Origin of the sequence: Flavobacterium fontis (assembly GCF_900129405.1) — a bacterium.
Taxonomy (GTDB): domain Bacteria; phylum Bacteroidota; class Bacteroidia; order Flavobacteriales; family Flavobacteriaceae; genus Flavobacterium; species Flavobacterium fontis.
On the sequence record NZ_FQVQ01000018.1, the window covers coordinates 1 to 21,171 of the forward strand.

Annotated in this window: 20 protein-coding genes and 1 tRNA gene; 6 read left to right on the forward strand and 15 right to left on the reverse strand. The window is 43.0% G+C overall.

What is annotated here, in order from left to right; all coding sequences use genetic code 11:
• Positions 1-363, forward strand: a 363-nt coding sequence (locus BUC17_RS12550; RefSeq protein ID WP_143161723.1) for a T9SS type B sorting domain-containing protein, incomplete at its 5' end; no start/stop codon positions are given.
• A 596-nt stretch (positions 364-959) separates the two neighbouring features.
• Here the strand turns inward: BUC17_RS12550 and BUC17_RS12555 are convergent.
• The 8 genes from BUC17_RS12555 to BUC17_RS12590 all read right to left on the reverse strand — a co-directional run bounded on the left by BUC17_RS12555 (position 960) and on the right by BUC17_RS12590 (position 6,757).
• Positions 960-1,166, reverse strand: coding sequence for a hypothetical protein (locus BUC17_RS12555; RefSeq protein ID WP_073365056.1), 207 nt, complete (start codon positions 1,164-1,166; stop codon positions 960-962).
• 137 nt (positions 1,167-1,303) lie between these two features.
• Positions 1,304-1,609, reverse strand: coding sequence for a thioredoxin (trxA, locus tag BUC17_RS12560; protein ID WP_073365058.1), 306 nt, complete (start codon positions 1,607-1,609; stop codon positions 1,304-1,306).
• Complete coding sequence (locus BUC17_RS12565; RefSeq protein WP_073365060.1) at positions 1,602-1,808, reverse strand: hypothetical protein; 207 nt, start codon at positions 1,806-1,808, stop codon at positions 1,602-1,604. Before BUC17_RS12565 ends, trxA begins: the two co-directional genes overlap by 8 nt.
• Positions 1,808-3,214: an MBL fold metallo-hydrolase gene (locus BUC17_RS12570; RefSeq protein WP_073365062.1), complete on the reverse strand. Its 1,407-nt coding sequence runs from the start codon at positions 3,212-3,214 to the stop codon at positions 1,808-1,810. The genes BUC17_RS12565 and BUC17_RS12570 overlap by 1 nt, the downstream gene beginning before the upstream one ends.
• Before the next feature lie 134 nt (positions 3,215-3,348).
• Complete coding sequence (locus BUC17_RS12575; RefSeq protein ID WP_073365064.1) at positions 3,349-4,767, reverse strand: MBL fold metallo-hydrolase; 1,419 nt, start codon at positions 4,765-4,767, stop codon at positions 3,349-3,351.
• A gap of 65 nt (positions 4,768-4,832) precedes the next feature.
• Entirely contained in the window at positions 4,833-5,630 is a 798-nt protein-coding gene (locus BUC17_RS12580; protein WP_073365066.1) for a sulfite exporter TauE/SafE family protein, read from the reverse strand.
• A 48-nt stretch (positions 5,631-5,678) separates the two neighbouring features.
• Positions 5,679-6,305 (reverse strand): Crp/Fnr family transcriptional regulator, encoded by a 627-nt coding sequence (locus tag BUC17_RS12585; RefSeq protein ID WP_073365068.1) that lies wholly within the window; start codon positions 6,303-6,305, stop codon positions 5,679-5,681.
• Positions 6,302-6,757, reverse strand: coding sequence for a DUF1801 domain-containing protein (locus BUC17_RS12590; protein ID WP_073365134.1), 456 nt, complete (start codon positions 6,755-6,757; stop codon positions 6,302-6,304). Before BUC17_RS12590 ends, BUC17_RS12585 begins: the two co-directional genes overlap by 4 nt.
• Before the next feature lie 74 nt (positions 6,758-6,831).
• Here BUC17_RS12590 and BUC17_RS12595 point away from each other — a divergent pair, with 74 nt between their 5' ends.
• On the forward strand, positions 6,832-7,890 hold the full coding sequence (locus BUC17_RS12595) for a DUF3667 domain-containing protein (RefSeq protein WP_073365070.1): 1,059 nt from the start codon (positions 6,832-6,834) through the stop codon (positions 7,888-7,890).
• A gap of 1 nt (position 7,891) precedes the next feature.
• Positions 7,892-8,941, forward strand: coding sequence for a M28 family metallopeptidase (locus BUC17_RS12600; RefSeq protein ID WP_073365072.1), 1,050 nt, complete (start codon positions 7,892-7,894; stop codon positions 8,939-8,941).
• 31 nt (positions 8,942-8,972) lie between these two features.
• On the opposite strand, the gene BUC17_RS12605 is transcribed toward BUC17_RS12600, so the two are convergent.
• From BUC17_RS12605 to BUC17_RS12625, 5 genes are all read right to left on the reverse strand, one after another.
• Entirely contained in the window at positions 8,973-9,527 is a 555-nt protein-coding gene (locus BUC17_RS12605) for a hypothetical protein (RefSeq protein WP_073365074.1), read from the reverse strand.
• A 68-nt stretch (positions 9,528-9,595) separates the two neighbouring features.
• Positions 9,596-9,671: transfer RNA gene (locus tag BUC17_RS12610), tRNA-His, on the reverse strand.
• Positions 9,672-9,886: 215 nt separating this feature from the next.
• Positions 9,887-10,603, reverse strand: a complete 717-nt coding sequence (gene bshB1 / locus BUC17_RS12615; protein WP_073365076.1) for a bacillithiol biosynthesis deacetylase BshB1 — start codon at positions 10,601-10,603, stop codon at positions 9,887-9,889.
• Between the two features lie 30 nt (positions 10,604-10,633).
• Complete coding sequence (locus BUC17_RS12620; protein WP_073365078.1) at positions 10,634-11,683, reverse strand: isochorismate synthase; 1,050 nt, start codon at positions 11,681-11,683, stop codon at positions 10,634-10,636.
• A complete protein-coding gene (locus BUC17_RS12625; RefSeq protein WP_073365080.1) occupies positions 11,683-12,105 on the reverse strand; it encodes a PaaI family thioesterase in 423 nt (140 codons plus the stop codon). The genes BUC17_RS12620 and BUC17_RS12625 overlap by 1 nt, the downstream gene beginning before the upstream one ends.
• Positions 12,106-12,258: 153 nt before the next feature.
• On the opposite strand from BUC17_RS12625, the gene BUC17_RS12630 reads away from it, so the two are divergent.
• The 3 genes from BUC17_RS12630 (at position 12,259) to BUC17_RS12640 (ending at position 18,174) form a co-directional block, all read left to right on the forward strand.
• Positions 12,259-13,881 (forward strand): hypothetical protein, encoded by a 1,623-nt coding sequence (locus BUC17_RS12630; protein WP_073365082.1) that lies wholly within the window; start codon positions 12,259-12,261, stop codon positions 13,879-13,881.
• 119 nt (positions 13,882-14,000) lie between these two features.
• Positions 14,001-17,654 (forward strand): phosphoribosylformylglycinamidine synthase, encoded by a 3,654-nt coding sequence (purL, locus tag BUC17_RS12635; RefSeq protein WP_073365084.1) that lies wholly within the window; start codon positions 14,001-14,003, stop codon positions 17,652-17,654.
• A 70-nt stretch (positions 17,655-17,724) separates the two neighbouring features.
• Positions 17,725-18,174 carry a hypothetical protein gene (locus BUC17_RS12640; protein ID WP_143161812.1) on the forward strand — a complete coding sequence of 150 codons (450 nt, stop codon included), beginning with the start codon at positions 17,725-17,727 and terminating at the stop codon, positions 18,172-18,174.
• Between the two features lie 368 nt (positions 18,175-18,542).
• Here BUC17_RS12640 and BUC17_RS12645 read toward each other — a convergent pair whose 3' ends face one another.
• The gene (locus BUC17_RS12645) at positions 18,543-19,124 is read right to left on the reverse strand and encodes a dual specificity protein phosphatase family protein (RefSeq protein WP_073365088.1); all 582 of its coding nucleotides are present in this window, start codon (positions 19,122-19,124) and stop codon (positions 18,543-18,545) included.
• A gap of 3 nt (positions 19,125-19,127) precedes the next feature.
• Positions 19,128-21,056, reverse strand: a complete 1,929-nt coding sequence (locus BUC17_RS12650; RefSeq protein WP_073365091.1) for an LTA synthase family protein — start codon at positions 21,054-21,056, stop codon at positions 19,128-19,130.
• Positions 21,057-21,171: the final 115 nt, after the last annotated feature.

Here is a 21,171-nt window from a genome sequence, read left to right on the forward strand (position 1 = left end):
GATGTTCCGATGGGTGAGCATACCATCACCGTATGGGATACCGAGGGGGGGCTGGCCAACAGTTGTGACCCGCTGATTTTAAGTGGGGTGTCTATTATTGACTATCCGCATTATTTCACGCCCAACGGCGATGGCATCAACGAAACGTGGAATATTGTCGGCTTGCAAAATCAACCTGCGGCGAAGATTTACATTTTTGACCGTTATGGAAAACTCTTAAAGCAGATCAGTCCCACGGCAGCAGGATGGGATGGTACCTACAACGGTGCCTTGATGCCTGCCACCGATTACTGGTTCTTGGTAGAGTACTTTGAGGGGAATGTTGCGAAGGAATTTAGAGCGCATTTTTCGTTGAAAAGGTAGTGGCTAGTGACTAGTGACTAGTGATTAGTGACTAGTGACTAGTGACTAGTGATTAGTGACTAGTGACTAGTGATTAGTGACTAGACTTTAAATATAGAAGCTGCTCGTACAACCGAGCAGCTTTTTTGTTATTTTAAATTTTAAATTATGTATTTTATATGTTTTGGAGCACAATGTAACACTAGGTTTTCACGATGTTTCACAAGGTGTAGCCATAAACTGGCACCCCCTCTTTCTTCTTGTTTCTTTCTTCTAAAAAATTCATAATTCATAACTCATAATTTCTAAACGCGCGAGGGGTGGCAGTGGAAATCCTTGACGCAGCGCAGCGGAGGCAAGATTGCAACGAACGACCCGACCCCGAGGCGGATGATTTCATTCGGAAGAGGGAGGAGAATCCGAGGGGGCGCGCCCAATTAATGTGTCAATGTGCCAATGTGTCAATGTGTCAATGAGACGATGTGGCGATGTGGCAATGGGTCAACCTGCCTAACGGCAGACAGGTGTGGTGATGTGGCGATGGGGCTAGTGGCGGGAGGATGGGGTAATAAAAAAAGCGTCTCGGTGAGGAAACGCTTTTGGATTTGAAAACAAAATTAAGCTTTTGTTTCTGCTTTTTTATCGGCTTTTTTGCTAGCGCAACACCCGCCTTTTTTCTCTGTTCCACAGGCTTTCTTTTCTTCTGTCGAACAAGATTTTTCGGTTTTCGCTTTTTTCTTTTCTTTCTTTTCTTGCTCTTGGGCTTGGCCACTTACCGCAACAAGGAAAGCTGCAGCGGCAAATAGGGTGATCATTTTCTTCATACTTTATTTATTTTAATTCGTTTCTAACTCAAAGATAGTAAATAATGCGTGGAAAGGGTTAGTCGCCCCTCTTAATTCTTACTTAATTTTTTTTTGGGGATAGACTTGTGAACAACAGCCTTTTAAACGCAATTCGCTTAGGGTAAGCGTTTGGCTTCAATCGTTTGAACGAGTTGCTCTTTGGAAACCAACCCTGACTGCCGCCATAAAAGTTGTCCCTTTTGATACAGCATCAAAGTGGGGACGCCCCGAACCTGTTGCATGGCCGCTAAATCTTGGTTTTTATCAACATCGACTTTTACAATAGAAACGGAATCCCCAAGCGCATCTTTAACTTCTTTTAAAATGGGAGCCAGCATTTGACAGGGACCGCACCAGGTAGCATAAAAGTCAATTAACACCGGTTTATCAGCGTTAATGAGTTCGCCAAAACTACTATTCATGATGTTCTTTTTTTAAATTCACCGTACAATTTCCTTGCAACCCGCATCCCCAATTGAATACGGCTTGGAGCAGGAAAAATAATCCCATGGGCACAAAAATCCATTGGCGCGTTTCATACGCATTGGCGAATAAAAATCCGGCAAAAGCCAATCGCACTACACGCATTACATGCCAGTTGGTTAACAATCTCGTTTTCATTATTTCAAGGTTGACGGACATACGTAGGCGGTAGTTTTAATTCCTGTTTGACGAATCGCTGCAAATCCACCTTTGATATCAATTACGTTGTGATAACCGCGTGCCTTCAAGATAGAAGCGGCGATAACGGAACGGTATCCTCCGGCACAATGCACGTAGAACGAGTCGTGTTTTGGAAATTCAGCCCAATGTTCGTTGATAAAATCCAAGGGCGTTGAGGGTACATTTTCAATATGCTCGGAAGCATATTCACCCGGTTTACGCACATCAAAAACGTGAATCCCTTCGGGCAGTAAAGTCTCTAGTTGGGCAGCCGTAACAGAATTCAAGGTATCATACGCTTTGCCTGCATTTTTCCAAGCCTCAAAACCGCCGTTTAAATAGCCTATTGTTTGATCATACCCCACGCGCGCCAATCGGGTAATGGTTTCTTTTTCACGTCCTTCGGGGGTTACCAGCAGAATGGGTTGTTTATAATCTAGAATCAACGCACCCACCCATGGAGCGAATTGTCCATCAATTCCAATAAAAATGGAACCTGGAATATGGCCGTTGGAAAAATCGTCTTGGTGACGTACGTCTAGAATCAGCGCCTCGGTTTCATTGGCGGCTGCTTCAAAAGCGTTGGCATCCAAGGCTTGGGCTTCAGCGATGATGTTTTCAACATTTTCATACCCTTCTTTATTCAAACGCACATTCATTGGGAAATAAGCCGGTGGTGGCAACAAACCGTCGGTGACTTCGTTGATAAATTCTTCTTTCGTCATGTCGGCACGAAGCGCATAATTGGTTGCTTTTTGCTCCCCAATAGTGCCAACGGTCTCTTTACTCAAATTTTTTCCACAAGCACTCCCTGCACCATGAGCTGGGTATACGATGACGTCGTCGGCCAGCGGCATAATTTTGGTGCGGAGGCTATCGTATAAAATTCCGGCCAAATCCTCTTGGGTCATATCGGCAGCTTTTTGCGCCAAATCAGGGCGCCCCACATCGCCTAAAAACAAAGTATCACCACTGAAAAGTGCATGATCTTTCCCGTTTTCGTCTTTTAAAAGATAACAGGTACTTTCCATCGTATGCCCGGGCGTGTGCAAAACCGTTAGCGTAATATTTCCCAACTGGAAAACTTCACCATCTTGAGCAATATGCGCTTTAAATGTGGGGTTGGCATTGGGTCCGAATACAATAGGAGCGCCTGTTTTTTCGGCCAACGTAACGTGACCACTTACGAAATCGGCATGGAAATGGGTTTCAAAAATATACTTAATGCTTGCTCCATCATGGAACGCGCGATCGATATACGATTGTACTTCACGCAACGGATCAATAATGGCTACTTCGCCGTTACTTTCGATATAATAGGCGCCTTGGGCGAGGCATCCGGTGTAAATTTGTTCTATTTTCATAGGGTAAACTAATTTGCTGTAAAACTACAAGGTTGTGCGGAGTTATGATGTAACCCTTGTTACAAATTTAACAAAATAAGAAGCACCGCTGTCGACACGGTGCTTCCAAAAACTAAAAACAAAAAAAACACTCCCTACAACAAGGTAGTAGGACATGTATATTCGGACTTGGGAAGGTGTGTTTGTTTGATACCTCCAAATCCTTCTATGACATCGACAAAATTTTCAAATCCTTTACTTTTCAAGATGGATGCAGCCATCATACTGCGATAGCCTCCTGCGCAATAAAGTACGAAAGGAATTTCTTTGGGAAACTCGGCCAAATGGCTGAATATCGTTTGCAAGGGGATCGAAACGGCTCCCAACACATGTTCGGAATCGTATTCGCTTTTGCGGCGAACATCAATTAGAATTGGATTGTAACTCATGATATAGGATTCTAATTGTTTAGCGGGCAAACGTTCTACATAATCCAATTCGTTTCCAGAGAGGATCCAACTACGGATACCGCCTTTTAAATACCCTATAGCGTGGTCGTAGCCAACGCGTGAGAGTCGAATGATGGTTTCTTTGACCTTATCTTCATTTTCGGCGACAATCAAAATGGGTTGCTGTATGTGGTGTAACAACTCCCCTACCCAAGTCCCAAAACTACCATCCAAACCGATATTGATGCTATTGGGAATGAATCCTTTGGCAAATTCGGAAGCGGGACGTGAATCGAGAATTACGGCTTTCGTTTCATGGGCAACGATTTCAAAGGTTTTGGCATCGTACGCTTTTTGCCCTCGGTGTAAGACCTGATCTAGCGAAGAATATCCTTGAATATTCATCAATACATTTTCGGGAAAGTACCGCGGGGGTGTTGTCAAACCCGTGAGCAATTGAATCACAAATTCGTCTTCGGTAAGGTTGGTATTTAACGCATAATTGGTTGCTTTTTGATTTCCCAAGGTGTCCGTAGTTTCCTTACTCATTTTTTTCCCGCAAGCGCTACCCGCACCGTGGTTGGGGTAAACGATTAAATCGTCGGGTAAAGGCATAATTTTATGATGGAGCGAATGGTATAGCATTCGGGCCAACTTTTCTGCGGTCAAATCAGCGACAACATGTTGTGCCAAATCGGGTCGCCCGACATCACCGATAAACAATGTATCCCCTGTGATAATTCCGTGAATCTTCCCGTTTTCATCGTTAATGAGGTAACACGTACTTTCAAGGGTATGTCCAGGGGTGTGTAGTGCCTTTACAGTCACCCCTCCTACCATAAACGTTTGTTCATCATTGGCGACTAGTGCCTCAAATCCAGGTTTGGCTGTGGGACCGTAAACAATCGTTGCACCCGTTTTGGCGGCTAAATCCAAATGACCCGAAACAAAATCGGCATGAAAATGCGTTTCAAATACATACTTTATTTTCGCACCCGCTTTTTCTGCACGCTCCATATACGGAAATACTTCACGTAGGGGGTCGAAAATGGCTGCCTCTCCCTCACTCTCAAGGTAATATGCCGCATGGGCCAAACAACCGGTGTAGATTTGCTCTAACTTCATTTGTAAATTATTTAGGTCAAAGTTAGCCTTCTATACCCCTTGAAAAAATGATAAATATCAGTTGGTTAGGCAGAAAACCAAATTTCTTTGATTAAAATATATATTCCCATGCATAAAACGAAGTAGCCGAAAATAGTTTTCATTTTTTCGCCCGAAATCACTTTGGACAAACGATTTCCAATGGCTACCCCTAGCATGGAACAGCCTGTAAAGGTGAGCATCAGCGGGTAATCAATAGGTTGTTGGGTTATATCGCCGAGGAAACCAATCAACGATTGTAAAGCCACGATAAATAAGGAAGTTCCAATCGCTTTTTTAATGGGCGTATTGGCTAGAAACAATAAGGCGGGAACGATTAGAAAACCACCGCCTGCCCCCACAAATCCGGCAACAAGACCAATACCCAATCCCACCAAACTTATCGTTAGCGAATTGACCGACTTGAGGGTTTGCCCTTCTTTCATGGGACGAATCATTTTCCAAGAGGCCATGATCATGACAAGGGCAAAAACGGCCATAATCAATTCACGTTTTGACAGTGAAAAACGATCGGTGATTTTGATGATTTCAGGGAGCGAAGGCACAATAACTTTTCGGGTAAAAAAGACCGCAATTAGTGTTGGAATTCCAAAGGCGAACACTTTTTTAAAATCGACTAGTCCGTCTTTAGCCTTTTGAAAGCCACTGACTAAGGCTGAAACACCGACTACAAATAAGGAATAAGCAGCGGCCAATACGGGTTGGATGCCCATCACATACACCAATATGGGTACCGATAAAATAGAACCGCCACTGCCGATAAGTCCGAGAGAAATGCCTACTAAAACGGCCAAACCGTATCCGATAAGTTGATGTATTTCCATATGCAAATTTGACCCTTTTTACGCAAGCGTTGGGTAACCTTTGTTACCTTAAAGCAATTCTATTGTGGCCCGATGTAAACGAATACTCCCTTTATTTTCTAGGGCTTTCAGAATGCGAGACACGACTACTCGCGAGGTGTGCAAATCATAAGCAATCTCTTGGTGGGTGGATTGAATCTCTTTGGAGTGGGCAATTTTGGCCTTGTCCCGCAAGTAATTAACAATCCGTTCCTCCATATTCAAAAAGGCCAAACTGTCGATGGTGGAAAGCATTTCTTTTAGACGGCTGTTGTAACTATTGAACACAAAATTGCGCCAAGATTTGTATTTCCCCAACCATTCTTCCATGTAGGCTACGGGTATCATGACCAAGGTCCCCTTTGTTTCGGCCACTGCACGAATTTCACTTTTGGAGGTACCCAAACAACAGGCCATTGTCATAGCACAGGTATCCCCTTTTTCGATAAAATACAGCAACAATTCACCTTCATCAAAATCCTCGCGTAATATTTTTACAGCTCCTTCCAATAAAAGTGGCATTTTTTGAATAGAATCGCCGAAATCAATCAAAATATCACCCTCTTGGAAATTACGCATTACCGCTACATGCGCAATGTCGTGCAACAGTTTTTCTTCAAAAATAGCTCCGTAGTGTTGGGTTAGTAAATCGATCATTTTTTGAGGTTATTTTCATACAACGATACCCATTGTGCTGGGGTCATTTTTTGGCAAAGTTCAGCGATCAAAGTCCAAGGGATATCGTCCATTTTTTTGAATCTAATGCAGCTTTTGCCCATATCGAGCTTGGTTTTGCAATGATTTGGATATTCGGAGACAAACCATTGGAGTAGACTTTCTTCTGCGTAAATTCCCATGTGATATAAACTAATAGCATTTTTTTGAGAGGCGACAGCAAGAAAAGGCAACGGTTGGTCTTTGGCACAATGATACCCTGAGGGATAAATGTCAAAAGGAACGACATACGATAGCATTCCATATTGCATGGTTTCTTGAAATCCTTCGGGTAGATTTTCAATGATACATTGGCGCAAGCGTTGCATCACTTCGAGACGATCGGTGGGAAGTTGTTGAAGATAGACTTCTGGGGTAGCAGCAGTTGAGGTCATGTTTTCCTTTTGGTTGATGACAACAAATATAACCGTTATTTTTCTTAGTTTTACCTCACCAAAAAAAACCAACCATGGCGCATAAAAATCCGCTCCGCAAGGATAAAACTTGTTTGAATTGTAATTATGTGGTGGAGCAACGGTTTTGTCCCAACTGTGGCCAAGAAAATACCGATACGCGAAAAACTTTTTACCATCTTTTTGTCCATTTTTTTGAGGATTTGACTCACTATGAAAATGCGTTTTGGAAAACTATTCGCAATTTAATCCTCAAGCCTGCAGCGCTTACGAAAGAATATTTATCGGGAAAAAGGCTGTCGTATTTAGCCCCTGTTCGGTTGTATATTTTTATCAGTTTTGTCACGTTTTTCATGTTCAACATCCTCGCCAATGAGGAAGAACAATTGATAAAAAATGAAGCAAAGGCAGGCATCTTAAAAGATACGGTGAAACTACCTGAAGAAGTTTGGTTGGAAGAAATTGCCAAAGATAAAAGAGCCCCAAAGGCCGTGGTTGATAGTTTAAAACACTATATTCGTCAGAAGAAAGAGGGCGAAATCATGGAACAAGATTTTATGAATTTTGGATACCATTCGCAAGCTGAAATGGATTCCATTCGCCAAAAGGATCCCGACGCTATCAATGATTTAGAGTATTGGATCAATAAGAAATCATTTGAAGTCAAGAAACGTTATCCCGCTTCGATGCTGCCTGAAAAATTCAAACAATCGGTAATCCAAAACATCCCGAAAGCCTTGTTTTTATACATGCCGATTTTTGCCTTGGTTTTGTGGCTTTTTCACAACAAAAAACGCTGGTATTATTTTGACCATGGCATTTTTACCTTGCATTACTTTTCCTTTTTATTATTAATCAATCTCATAGTGCTGCTGGTCGACAGCCTCTTGTCGTCAATTTCCTCGCACTTTTTAGTCGATGCCGTTAGTGGTATTTTTGCCTTAATTGCCTACTTGTGGATGTTTTATTACTTTTTTCCAGCGCACCATCGTTTTTTTGGGGAAAGTCGTTTGATCTCGTTTTTGAAAAGTATGGCTTTGCTGTTCATCAATATGATTTTGATTAGTTTCTTATTGGTATTTTTATTTGTCTATTCATTTGTCAACATTCATTAGTATGAAAAAATTATTCTTTAGTGCCTGGATTTTCGGTCTTCTCGTTGCGTGCGGTGGGTCGTCGAGTGCTCCAGGGAAAACAACAGCGGCTACCCCGGTCAACCGAAGTCAATACATGAAGACCATCACCGAGGCCGAATTAAAAACCCATTTAACCATTGTCGCTTCCGACGCCATGGAAGGTAGAGAAACAGGAAGTGAGGGTCAGAAAAAAGCGGGCTTGTATCTTATTGAGCAATACCGTAAAAATGGCATTCCAGCTCCCAAAAACAGCAACGGCTACTACCAACCCGTGCCAGCCGCTTATTTGAATGCCAAATACAATGAGAATTTAGGCGATTCTGAAAATATTCTTGCTTTTATTGAAGGGAGTGAAAAACCAGAGGAAATTGTAGTTATCTCGGCCCATTACGATCATGTGGGCGTCAAAAACGGAGAAGTTTACAATGGTGCCGATGATGACGGATCGGGTACCGTAGCCTTGTTGGAAATTGCGCAAGCTTTTCAAAAAGCCAAAAAAGAAGGGCACGGTCCAAAACGCTCGATTTTGTTTTTGCATGTCACCGGAGAAGAACACGGGTTGCATGGCTCGCGGTACTATACCGAAAATCCATTATTCCCCTTAAAAAATACCGTGGCCGATGTTAATATCGATATGATTGGTCGTCGCGATGCGGCTCATGCGAATAACGGGCAATACATCTATGTGATTGGTTCGGACTATCTGTCGAGTGATTTGCATGCCGTGTGTGAGGAAGTCAATACACAATACACCAAATTGCAATTGGATTATAAATACAACGATCGCAAAGACCCCAACCGATTCTATTACCGATCAGACCATTATAATTTTGCCAAAAACAACATTCCTTCCGTGTTTTTGTTCAGCGGTGTCCATGAAGATTATCACAAACCCACTGATGATGTCGAAAAAATTGAATTTGATTTGTTGGCCAAACGCGCGCAATATGCTTTTGTTATCGTGTGGGAAATTGCCAACCGAACCGAGCGATTGAAGGTAGATAAAACTGAACCCGATCCCAAAAAATAAAGTAAAGCCCGAAGAAGGGCTTTTTTTGTGACTATCGAAATCCGTTTTGGTACGCTTGCAATAACGAGTCAGAAAAAAATAAACCCGTATACGAGTCGTAGGTTTGTCGATTGGACGTTTCCATGGTTTGAAACGCGTTGCGGTATAAGGTGAGTTGTTCTGGTGTTAAAAGGGCTCGGTATTCCAATTCATGCCGCACCAATAGTTGCATAAATGTAGTGGTAGCCGCCACATCGCCTTGTGAAATCATAAGAATATATTCTTTATACATTTCATGGTATTGCTTGATAAACAACTCCTTAAACACCGGATTCTGTGCTTCTGTATAATTCACTATGCCAAAGGTTAGCTTCCCTTTGGTTTGCCAAAAAAGAGTCTCCCCTTTATCATCGGGTTGTGCTACAAAATATTGAATTACGGCCAATTTCAATTTGAGCGTACGATCGATTTCATCGGGAAGTTTGGATTTCTCGGAATGGGCGGCCGTAGTCGTGGTATTGGGTGTCTTTTTTTTCTTGGGTTGCGCCTGTCCCCATCCCCACAAAGGCCATAAAAAAAGGAATATAAAAAGGGAATACTTCATCATTTCGTTTTCTCAAAAATATAAAAAGAAAGGAATAAAAACTAAAAAAGCCCTGAAAATTCAGGGCTTTAGGGTGAATGAGGGGTCTCGAACCCCCGACCTTCGGAACCACAATCCGACGCTCTAACCAACTGAGCTACAATCACCGTGTATGCTGCAATCAAGGCCTAGCCTGTTTTGCGGTTGCAAATATAACGTAAAGATTTTCTCTTACAAAGATTTTTTGAAGAAAATTAATTGCATCAAACGTGTTTTTCTCCGTTCGCTTCGGGCATTTAAAAAAGATCACTGACGGCAAGGAAGTTAGAAATCACCTACTCACATTCGTCATCCGTTTTCCCCCAGTAAACGAAGTTAAATCGTCAAATCAAATCCCGCAAGGAATGCACAGCCACGTAGCGTTCAACCGTAAATCCTTCGGCATGATCAACACCTACAATTCGCCCCAAATCTTGCGCGCGGTACCGCACACTGTCTAAAAAGTTTTTTGTGGCAATAGGGGTTTCGGGTTCTTGGGAGTTGGGATCGTAAAATTGGGACCCATACGCCAATATCGACGCCATTTTTTGGTCCATATAACCCGTGATATCCACTACGAGATCGGGGTCAATAGGTTTCCATTGTATGTAATGGTAAACTGCTTTGGGACGCCAGACCTGTTGCGCACTTCCCTCCCATTCGGTAGCTATCTTTCGTAATCCCGATAAAAAACATGCATCGGAGACCAATTTACTCCCTTTGCCATGATCAATATGCCGGTCGTCAATGGCATTGCAAATCACTATTTCGGGCTGGTACTTGCGAAGCACCTGAATAATTTTCAACTGATGGGCCTCATCATTGGTAAAAAAACCATCGCGAAAGTCCATGTTCTCGCGCACATGAATGCCTAAAATTTCAGACGCTTTAGCGGACTCTTGGTTGCGAATTTCCACGGAACCTCGGGTACCCAATTCTCCACGCGTTAGGTCTACAATACCGACTTTCCGACCCAGTGCTACTTCTTTGGCTAGAGTTCCACTACATCCCAATTCAACATCATCGGGATGGGCGCCAAAAGCAAGAATATCTAATTTCATGTGTTGTTTTTTTGCAAAAATAACGAATAATTATAAGGCGCGTTTTACGGTCATCGATTTGTTTACAGTTTCCATAAATTCCTTTGCTGGAGTACTCCCTTCATTGATACCGCAACCTACATAAATTGATACAACATCCTTTTCCCATTGCATACAACGTAAATTGACATATAGATCGGAATCGCCCTCTTGATAGCTATTGAAGTTTTTATTCCATTCGCCCAAATATCCTGCATACATAGTGCGATCGTAACCCTCGTGATCTTGAATAAAACGAAGCGCTTCTTGTTTCGGAAAACCACAAACCGCCGGTGTTGGATGTAAGGCGTCCACTACCGCATTCCAATCGCCTTTCAACACCCCTTGAACATCTGTTTTCAAATGCACTAAGGTTCCAGCTTCAACGGTGTAAGGGGCAGAAACGGTAAGTGATTCCGTAAGCGGCTGCAATTGTGCGGCGATGTAATCGGTAACTAACTGTTGTTCCTGCACTTCTTTTTCACCCCAAACTAAGTCGGCGTGATTCGGTCCAAGTTGTGTGCCCGCCAACGCAACAGTGCTCAAGGTTTGGCCTTCTTTTTTTACCAATTGCTCGGGGGTTGCGCCAATCCAAATTCCCGTTTCGGGATGATACCAAAGGTACCGAAAAGCAGTTGGGTAAAACTGTAACAGCCGTTGAAAAACAGTAAAAACATCTAAATGAGGAGCCGCCACACACTCTTTACGGGAAAGGACAACTTTTTGAAAACGGTTTTGTTGAATGGCTTGTAGGGCTTTGGCGACTAATTGTTCAAAATGAACTTTTTCATCGGAGGAAAAGGAGGGCGAAGTTACAGGCCAAGCATAGGCAGCAATGGAAAACGCGGCAACATATAGATCGCACTGGGAATCGCGAAGCATGTATTTACTTTTTCCATCAAATGAAACCATGCAAAACCCTGACGCATAAGCATCAAAACCCGTATGTTCTGTCGTTCGCTGAAAGAGTCCCACTACTTTTTGTGCATTGGGCTTTGCATAGCACACAAAAGGTTTTTGGTGCAAGAGATGTTCCGAAACTTTAGCCGCAATCCAATCCATTAGCGTTTGGGGAGTATCATATTGGTCAACTTACACAAGGAAACGAGTTTATCATTTTCATCGACGATACGAATCTCCCACAAATGAATACTAGCCCCTTTATGAACTATTTTCGCCGTAGCCGTAACAACTCCTTCACGTTTGGATTTCAAATGATTGGCCGAAATTTCAATACCGCGTACTTCTTGTTTCTCTGGATTTACAAACATAATCGAGGCGGCACTACCCACACTCTCGGCCAAGGCCACTGAGGCACCGCCGTGCAACAAACCCATCGGTTGGTGCACCCTTGAATTCACAGGCATGGTCGCTACTAAAAAGTCTTCCCCCGCATCAATATACTCAATTTCAAGCGTTTCCATCAAGGTATTTTTGCTCCATTCGTTGCACAATTGAAGCATTTTTTCTTTATCGAATTGCATTTTTTAAAATTTGCGTTAAAAGTAGCCCATTTCCTCAAAAACAACAATGCAATTAACATAGAATAAACGCAGAAAAAAAACGTTATCCTCCTAATGAAATTGAAAACAAATCAATCTAAAATCTTATTTTTACCAAAATTCTCATTCCATACCATGCGCAAACTACTTTTGTTTCTAGCTGTTTTTACTAGTCTTATGTTGACCTCTTGTCGGGATGACTTCGAATTTGAACCCAGTACGGTTCAGCTTCGATTCAATCGGGATACGGTCTATTTGGATACGGTTTTTACCAACATTGGCTCGAGCACCTATCGCTTAAAAGTCTATAACGACTCCGACAAAGACATTTCGATTCCTACCATACAATTGGGAAAAGGGGCTAACTCCAACTACCGCATTATGGTTGATGGAATGACGGGTGAAGATGCAGACAATAGCGGAATTGGGGATGGAAAAATCTTCCGAAATGTGGAACTCTTAGCCAAAGACAGCATGTTTGTTTTTATCGAAGTTACCTCCGATATCGCCGATGCCAATCCCAGTGATTTTCTATACACCGATGCCATCGAGTTTCGCCACGCCAATAGTGTGGTGCAAAAGGTAGAACTGGTTACGCTCATTCAAGATGCTATTTTTATTTACCCGGAACGCGACAACCAAAATGTGTACGAAACAATTTCGTTGGGACTGGATGAAAACGGACAACCAATTGAGTTTATTGGAAGTAATTTAAGTGAAAACGACCCTGTCAATGGTGATGAATTGCATTGGACAAATCAAAAACCCTATGTGGTGTATGGATATGCTATGGTTCCGAATGGAAAAAATTTGGTGGTCGATGCGGGTGCTCGAGTGCATTTTCATGCCAATTCGGGATTGATTGTCAGTCAAAATGCCTCGCTTCAAATTAACGGTACAGCCCCTCCTAGCAATGACCCCAGTAATTTGAGCAATGAAGTTATTTTTGAAGGCGATCGCTTAGAGAATTTATACAGTGATGTTCCGGGACAATGGGGCGCAGTTATGGTGTTGTCGAAGTTAAACACTAACAGCATCAATCATTTAACACTTAAAAATGCGACGGTAGGTTTGTTAATTCAAAAACGACTCCCAGTGGGCGAAGACGACAGCCAACAACCGCGGGTTACAATTTCGAATACACAGATTTACAACTGTGCCAATGTAGGGATTTTGGCGCGGGATGCCGTGGTGAATGGCCATAACGTGGTCATCAACAATTGTGGTCAAGCGTCACTAGCAGCCACTTTGGGAGGTTCATACACTTTTGATCATTCGACTTTCAACAACAATTGGAACAGTTCACGACAAGTAGCTGTATTGGTGAGCAATTACCTTGAAACTTCCGACACCGTGTATTTGAGCGATTTGAATGCCGCCAATTTCACCAATTGTATCATCTATGGTAGCAATCAAAATATGTTGCGTTTGGATAAATATAACGCTGGGACTTCAGGCGGCCCCGATGCGACGTTTGCTTACCAATTTACCCACACTTTAATTCGTTTGAATAACACCAATAACAATCCGTTGTATCTTCCTACCAATACGACCAATTTCACCAATTGCTATCAGGCGACAAATTCGCAAACCTTTAATCCGCGTTTAAAAAGTGTCACCCAAAACAAACTTTGGCCTACCGAAGATTTATCGTCCACGATGCCTGCGATTACATCTTCATTTACGCAAGATATTTTGGGGAAATCACGAACAACACAAACCTGTATTGGGGCATATCAATTTATTCCCAATCCTTAATAACAAGCCTCCTTCGGGAGGTTTTTTTTGTCAAAAACCTGTGAAAAACTATTTGACACGCATTTGCTTCCCTTTGGTGTTTGCCGTACCTTTGCGAGACAACTTACAACAACACAACAATGATTCATTTTTTCGGTAACGAAACAGGAACTATTTACGCAGTTCAGTCCACTACTCCCTTTTCTGATGAGACTTTACAAAAATTAAACTGGCTATTTGGCGGTACCCACAAAATTGACCTACTCGAAATCGAAGGTCCTTACATCGGCCCACGGGCCACGATGGTTACCCCTTGGAGTACAAATGCGGTTGAAATCACCCAAAACATGGGAATTCACGGCATCGTCCGTATCGAAGAATTTCAGAAAGTAACACAGGAAAACCCGCACTTTGACCCCATGCTGTTGCAACCGTATGCACATTTGGACCAGTCGATTTTTACCATTGCGGTGCAACCCGAACCCATCTTGGAAATTGAAGATATTGCGGCATACAATCAGCAAGAAGGATTGGCGCTTAGCGATGAAGAAGTGGCCTATTTGAATCAACTCGCTGAAAAATTAGGGCGAAAATTGACCGATTCTGAAGTTTTTGGCTTTTCTCAAGTCAATTCGGAACACTGTCGCCATAAAATTTTCAACGGTACTTTTGTCATTGATGGCGTTGAAAAAGAGACCTCTCTTTTTAAACTTATTAAAAAAACTTCGGCGGCCCATCCGAATACGATTGTTTCGGCCTACAAAGACAATGTCGCCTTCATTCAAGGCCCTGTGGTAAAACAGTTTGCGCCACAACGCGCGGATGTCGCTGATTTTTACACCAAAAAACCGTTTACCTCAGTACTTTCCCTCAAAGCCGAAACGCATAATTTCCCAACGACTGTCGAACCTTTTAACGGAGCGGCTACAGGGTCGGGAGGTGAAATTCGGGACCGATTAGCCGGAGGTCAGGGATCGCTTCCCCTTGCCGGAACAGCGGTTTACATGACGGCTTATTCCCGACTCACAGCCAATCGACCATGGGAAAAAGGGATGGAAGAACGAAAATGGTTGTACCAAACTCCGATGGATATTTTGATTAAAGCGTCTAATGGTGCTTCAGATTTTGGAAATAAATTTGGCCAACCCTTGATTACAGGGTCGGTACTGACTTTCGAACATGAAGAAAAGAATCGAAAATTAGGCTACGACAAAGTCATCATGCAAGCGGGAGGAATTGGGTATGGCAAAGCCGAGCAGGCGCAAAAACACGAACCCCAATTGGGCGACCAAATTGTGATTTTGGGCGGAGATAATTACCGTATTGGAATGGGCGGTGCTGCGGTTTCGTCAGCAGATACGGGCGCTTTTGGATCGGGTATCGAATTGAATGCCATCCAACGTTCGAATCCAGAAATGCAAAAACGAGCCGCCAATGCCATTCGCGGTTTAGTTGAGAGCGACCACAATCCCATTGTATCCATACACGATCACGGTGCGGGAGGACATTTAAACTGTTTGTCCGAATTGGTGGAAGCTACTGGAGGTCATATTGATTTGGACCAACTTCCTGTAGGCGACCCTACCCTTTCGGCTAAAGAGATTATCGGCAATGAATCGCAGGAACGCATGGGCTTGGTAATTGGCGCCAATGATCTCGACACCTTGCAACGAATTGCGGCACGGGAACGCGCACCACTTTTTCCTGTGGGTACCGTTACCAACGATCATACCTTTACCATTGCCAGTGCCACTACAGGTGAAAAACCGATGGATTTGGCGTTGAGCGATATGTTTGGCAGTTCCCCCAAAACCATTTTATCCGATACTACTATAACTCGTCAGTACGACGATATTACCTATTCAGTTGACCGTATTCACGACTATCTACAGCAAGTGTTGCGATTGGAAGCAGTGGCTTGTAAAGACTGGCTAACCAACAAAGTCGATCGTTGTGTAGGTGGACGTGTAGCCAAGCAACAATGTACGGGTCCGTTACAATTGCCGCTCAATAATGTAGGCGTGATGGCTTTAGATTTTGAAGGAAAAGAAGGGATTGCCACCAGTATAGGACATGCTCCCGTAGCTGCCTTAATCGATCCCAAAGCAGGAAGTCGTAATGCCATTGGCGAGGCCTTGTCGAATATCGTTTTTGCGCCTTTGGAAAACGGTTTAAAAAGCGTTTCCTTGTCGGCCAACTGGATGTGGCCATGCAAAAACGAAGGGGAAGATGCACGTTTGTATGAGGCCGTGGAAGCTTGTTCGGACTTTGCCATTGCCTTGGGCATCAACATTCCAACCGGGAAAGACTCTTTGTCGATGAAACAAAAGTATCCCAATGGAGATGTCTTGGCACCGGGTACTGTAATTATTTCGGCGGTAGGCCACTGTTCAGATATTACGCGCGTCATCGAACCCGTTGCAAAACGGGAGGCAGGCTCATTGTACTACATTCCACTTTCGCAAGACAACTTCTATTTGGGCGGTAGTTCATTTGCCCAAATTCACAATAAAATTGGAGCCAAAACACCAAGTATTCAAGACGCGACGTATTTCAAAACCGCCTTTGATACCATTCAACAGTTGATTAAAGACGGAGCCATTGCGGCGGGCCATGATGTGGGAAGTGGCGGACTCATAACGACTTTACTCGAAATGTGTTTTGCAGACCTTCAGGTGGGAGCTACTCTGAGTTTAAAAGCGTTTGCAGAACCCGATGTGGTGAAAATATTATTCGCTGAAAATATTGGACTCGTACTTCAAGCGCAACACGATGCTGTTTTTGAAGCGGCTTTCGCCAAAGAAGGCTTGACGATTTATCCGTTGGGGCAAGTAGTCGCAAGCGATATGTTAACGATTGATGGCTTAACTTTTGCGATCCCCGACTTGCGAAAAGTTTGGTTTGAAACCTCGTATTTATTAGACCAAAAACAAACACAAAACCACAAAGCAGAGGAGCGTTTTGCCCATATTTTTGAACAACCGTTACACTACCAATTTCCCAGCCATTTTACTGGAAAATTACCGGCTGCTCCCACCCAACGCCCTAAAGCGGCTATCATTCGGGAAAAGGGAAGTAATTCTGAACGCGAAATGGCGCATGCGATGTATTTGGCCGGATTTGACGTAAAAGATATTCACATGACCGATTTGATCAGTGGTCGTGAAAATCTAGAGGACGTGCAATTTATCGGTGCGGTAGGTGGATTTTCAAACTCTGATGTTTTGGGCAGTGCCAAAGGATGGGCGGGTGCCTTTTTATACAATGAAAAAGCAAACACGGCGCTTAAAAACTTTTTTGCTCGACCCGACACTTTATCGGTGGGGATTTGCAACGGGTGTCAGTTGTTTATGGAATTGGAACTGATTCATCCCGAGCACGCGGTTCATGGCAAAATGCACCACAACGACAGCCGCAAGCACGAAAGTATTTTTACCTCCGTGACGATTCAAGAAAATAATTCGGTGATGTTGTCGACTTTGGCGGGCAGTACCTTGGGCGTTTGGGTGTCGCATGGTGAAGGAAAATTCCACTTGCCCGAAGCCGAGCACCACTACCCTATTGTAGCCAAATATGCCTACGAAGGGTATCCTGCCAACCCGAACGGTTCTGATTATAATACGGCCATGTTGTGTGACAAAACGGGACGCCATTTGGTGATGATGCCCCACATTGAACGTTCAATTTTCCCTTGGAATTGGGCGTACTATGGTGCTCATGAATCCCATGAAGTAAGTCCATGGCTAGAGGCGTTCGTCAATGCGCGTTTATGGATCGAAAAAACGCAGGGATAATGCATACGAAGGAAGACCTCTGTTTGGCGTTGAACTTCATTAAATTATGTACAACAAAAAAATTCATCTTATGTATAAGCTACGCTATTGTATTGGTCTTTTTATCGTTTTTATCACATGTGGTTCGGCGCAAGCGGTGAGAGAAATTGAAACGGAGGCAGGAAAATTATTTATCACTACGACTAATGAATACCCCATTTTTGGGACGTATCACTTTAAAGAAGCCGAGCCCATTGTAGAGTTGCAACGCGGCGGCACAGGTCAATATCAACTTCACGATTCGCCCAAGCGCCCGATAGAATGGGGATTGGAATGCTCGGAAACTGGCACGTTAAAATCGGTTAAAGGGTTTGACAACCTCAAATATTACTTATACTACCGCTTCACCGATACCGAAGCCGATGGCAGTACGCCCGTTTGGACCCGCGTTGAAATGACGGTTCACCTCAATGCGGGAAAAATCTTTATCAATGGCGAACGGATGAAACTGTTTACCGCCAAAGAAGAGAAGAAGAAATAGGGGTTAGTGATTAGTGATTAGTGATTAGTGATTAGTGACTAGTGACTAGTGATTAGTCAACAGTCGTAAGTCAGCAAGTCGTAAGTCGTAAGTCAATGCATATTTCCTAGAAAGAACATTTTCAAATCTTCAAATTGACTCATTTTCAAATTGATAGTCGTAAGTCATCAGTCAACAGTCGTAAGTCAACAGTCGTAAGTCAGTAAGTCGTAAGTCAATACATATTTCTTTGAAAGAACATTTTCAAATCTTCAAATTAGCTCATTGCCACATTGCCACATTGCCACATTGCCACATTGCCACATTGCCACATTGGCACATTGGCACATTGGCTCATTGCCACATTGCCACATTGCCTCATTGACACATTATTCCCCTCTTTGCGCTCGTCTGGGTTTGTAATTTTTTAAGTATTCCCCTTTGGGCGTGCCATGGTCAAACGAACTGAATTGCACAGGGAAAGCGGCTTTTTTTCGGGCTTCATCGGGCGTCCATCCTTCATATTCAATGCGATAAAGTGCCGAATACATTTGCGCACGACCAATGCCATGGTAACAATGCAAGAGCACCGGATAGTTGGCAGAATCATCCATGATGGCAAAAAACATTTTCAAATTTTCTTCATTGGGCACTTGATCCGAACCGTTATTGAAATACTTTACGCCTTTAATTTTAGCCACCGCATCTCGCTCAGCAATCAGTTCCTGTGGCAATTCAGGGTTATTAATGGTATCGCCCGTGCCTGGAAAACGCAAATCGACGATGGATTTTATGCCATATTCTTCCACATAGTCTTTGATTTCATCCGGCGGAATTACTCCACTTTTATAAACCTTTCCTTCGGTAATGGTCATAAAATTATGGTTGATATGACGGTCATACACGTATTTTCCTGTGGCAATTAAAGCAACGGTCAGTAGGACGAGACCAATCTTAGTTCGTAAACGCATGACTTAGTTGGATTTTGAGGTTAGTTTTTTATCAATAATTCGTTCCATATAATCTTGTAAAAAAGCCTTACAGCGCATTTCCAGTTGATTCATTTCGGCATTGCGTTGCTTGATTAAGTTGGTTTTTAGCGCATAATCATCCTTATGATAAAAACCAACGGCTTTCTCCCCATCAAAAGTACAAATATAATTGCCACTCATCATTTGGTAAACATCCGAGGAATACCGCATGACAAACGGCGGCACTTTAGGATCTCCCAAAAGACTTCGGCCCCAACTGCGAAAGGGTTTGTCGTAACCAATCATGTCCATAAGCGTCGGGAAAATATCAATTTGCTGCGCCCAATCGCGACTAACTCCTTGATAGGTATGACCAGGCGTGTAAAACAAAATGGGTACCGTGTGCGCATACTGATCGTTGTAGTACAAATCGTAGTGGATCAAATTATCGTGATCGGCCACCAATACAAAAATCGTATTCGAATACCAAGGTTGCTTTTGGGCGGCTTTGAAAAACTGTTTTAACGCATAATCGGTATAGCCAATGGTTTGATGAATGGGAATATCGCCTTTGGGAAACTTGCCTTTGTATTTTTCGGGGACAACATAGGGTTCATGCGAAGAAACCGAAAACAACGTTGCCATAAACGGTTGTTTTTTGGCCGAAATTGTACGGTTAAAATACTGAAAAAAGGGTTCGTCCCAAATGCCCCATACGCCATCGAAATCGGCATCGTTACCATACTCATTTTTACCGTAATAATGGTCAAAACCTAAAATATTACTAAAACCCAAAAATCCCATAGAACCGTTGGGCGCACCATGAAAAAATGAGGTGTCATACCCTTCGCTTTTTAAAATGGAGACTAAGGATTCAATCTTTTGTTTGGGATAGGGCGACGAGGTAAAGGCATCTTTAAACGAAGGAATTCCCGACAATACCGATGACATGCCGTGGATTGATTTATACCCATTAGCATAGCCGCGCGTGAAAATCAAACTGTGTTGGGCCAACGAATCCACAAAAGGCGCATACCCCCGATACCCTGGAATTTTTTCGTGGGTATTGAACGCACTAATATATTCTCGCCCAAAACTTTCCAAAATCAATACCACAATATTGGGACGGGTTTTGGGACGATTTCGGTAGTGTTTAATGGGCACCAATAACGAATCTACAACGGCTTTATCAACCAAATTAACCTTTTTAAACGTATTGGCATTCCACGTTCGAATGACGGCAAATGGCGTGTTAAGCACAAAATCGGCTTGCGAGGCATCGGTCACAAAACGATTGGCGTCTATCATATTGATGGGACGTGTACTTTTACGGAAATCGCCCCGAATTCCCCCCACACACAACACGCAAACCAGTAGAAAGGTAGCTGTTGAAGCGAAAAAATATTTTAAAGTATACTTTTGTTGATGAGGCTTAACCTTCTGTTTTCCATAAAGATAAATCCACAAAAAAAGCAGTGCAAAGAACCACACAAAAACATGCCAATAGTTTACCAGAAAATTCCCCATCAACGCTGCTTTGTTACTTTCATGTTCCAAAATATCCAACGAGGCACGTGTACTTCGGTTAAACGAATAGCGATAGTATACCAAATCCACAAAATTTAAGGCATAAAAAAGGGCGTTGGTCGTGAAGTACAGAATTTTTAGTCCAAGTTGATACGACTTTCGCGTGTTCACCCCGAAAGGAAGGAGCGACAACACGATAAACAAGGCATTGGCATAGAGAATGGCTGTGGTGTCAAACGCCAAGCCGTGGTAGGCCAACGGAATCAATTCGGAATATGACTCGACCCGAATTAAATTGGGATTGTAGGCAAAAAATAAAAACCGAACCACCATGTAAAATAGGTAGGCCAGAAAAATCCTGTACGCCAATACTTTATATTCGTTAAACCGTGGAAATCGTTGCATAGAGGGGATTATCGAAATCGGAACAAAACTACAAATTTGTACTGTACGGTCGATGTCGATTAAAAATTTATTGTAAAAACAGTCGATTTTAATTAATTTGCAAGAAAAATTGACT